Raw genomic sequence first — 1,332 nt, 5'->3', positions numbered from 1 at the left:
TGTTGCGCCCCGGGTTCAGTGGAGGCTCGGAACTGACGCTTCGACGGTAGTCGGAGCGGTGTTGTGACGGTAGTAGGTGTCCTCGAGCTCGGCGGGCGGGACCATGCCGATCTCGCCGTGCAAGCGTCGATGGTTGAACCAGTCGATGTACTCCGCGGTGGCGATCTCGAGGTCGTCGATCGTCTTCCAGGGCCCCTTGTTGCGCACGAGCTCGGCCTTGAACAACGAGTTGAACGCCTCAGCGGCGGCATTGTCATACGAGTCGCCCGTCGAGCCAACCGAGGCGCCCGCGCCGGCCTCGGCCAGACGTTGCGTGTAGCGAATAGCGACATATTGGACTCCCTTGTCGCTGTGGTGCGTCAGCCCGGTGATGTCGTGCCCGTCGCGGGTGCGGGTCCAGATCGCCATCTCCAGGGCGTCCAGTGCCAGGTCGGTGCGCAGCGACTTCGACAGCTGCCAGCCGACCACCCGGCGGGAGTAGACGTCGGTGACGAAGGCGGCATACGCCCAGCCGGAGAACGTGCGGCAGTAGGTGATGTCGCAGACCCACAGCCGGTTCGGGGCGGTGGCGGTGAAGTCGCGCTCGACAAGGTCCGGGCGGGTCTCGGGCCCGCTGCCCGGGATCGTGGTGCGTGGCCCCTTGGCGCGGCTGATGCCGCGCAGCCCGGCGGTTCGCATGAGGCGTTCGACCGTGCAGCGCGCCACCGGCTGCCCGCGCCGGCGCAGTTCGGCATGGACCTTGCGGGCACCGTAGACGCCGTAGTTCTCCGCGTGCACCTGCTCGATCAGGGTCGTCGTGGCCGCGTCGGTGACCGACCTGCGCGACGGCGTCCGCGTCTTGGCCGCGTAGTACGTGCTCGGAGCGACCTGCATCCCTGCACCGGCAAGGACCCTGCAGATCGGCTCGACTCCGAACGCCTCGCGGTGCTGATCGATGTAGTCGACCAGCACCGCGGTACTCACTTGATCTTGCGGTCGAGCTCCGCCGCGGCGAAAAACGCTGACGCGGTCCGCAAGATCTCGTTCGCCCGCCGCAACTCGCGAACCTCACGCTCGAGCTCGGTGATCCGCGTCTGCTCCGCCGTCGTGGTTCCGGGCCGATCGCCGGCATCGACCTCGGCCTGGGTGACCCAGTTGCGCAGGGTCTCGGGGTTGATCCCGAGCTGGTCAGCGACCCGACGCAGCGCGCCGGTCTTGGTGGCCGGATCACGCCTTAGGTCGACAGCCATCCGGATCGCGCGCTCACGCAGCTCGTCCGGGTACTTCCTCGGTGCAGCCATGACTCTCATCCTTCCGTGGAATGAGAGCCTCCATCAGACCCGGGGCGCAACA

1 protein-coding gene and 1 other annotated feature are annotated in these 1,332 nt (G+C 67.7%); the gene reads right to left on the bottom strand.

Features of this window, described 5'->3' with window-relative positions; genetic code table 11:
• Positions 1-15: 15 nt before the first annotated feature.
• A protein-coding gene (locus tag GJV82_RS19155) for an IS3 family transposase (protein WP_155100324.1) occupies positions 16-1,280 on the bottom strand; the annotation gives its coding sequence in 2 pieces (ribosomal slippage) (positions 16-989 and positions 989-1,280; 1,266 coding nt in all).
• Positions 859-1,002: a sequence feature (AL1L pseudoknot), on the bottom strand. Its footprint overlaps the gene before it by 144 nt.
• Positions 1,281-1,332 lie beyond the last annotated feature (52 nt).

The sequence above is a fragment of the Cellulosimicrobium composti genome (genome assembly GCF_009711085.1).
GTDB classification, from domain to species: domain Bacteria; phylum Actinomycetota; class Actinomycetes; order Actinomycetales; family Cellulomonadaceae; genus Cellulosimicrobium; species Cellulosimicrobium composti.
This window is presented reverse-complemented; position numbering and strand designations above follow the sequence as displayed.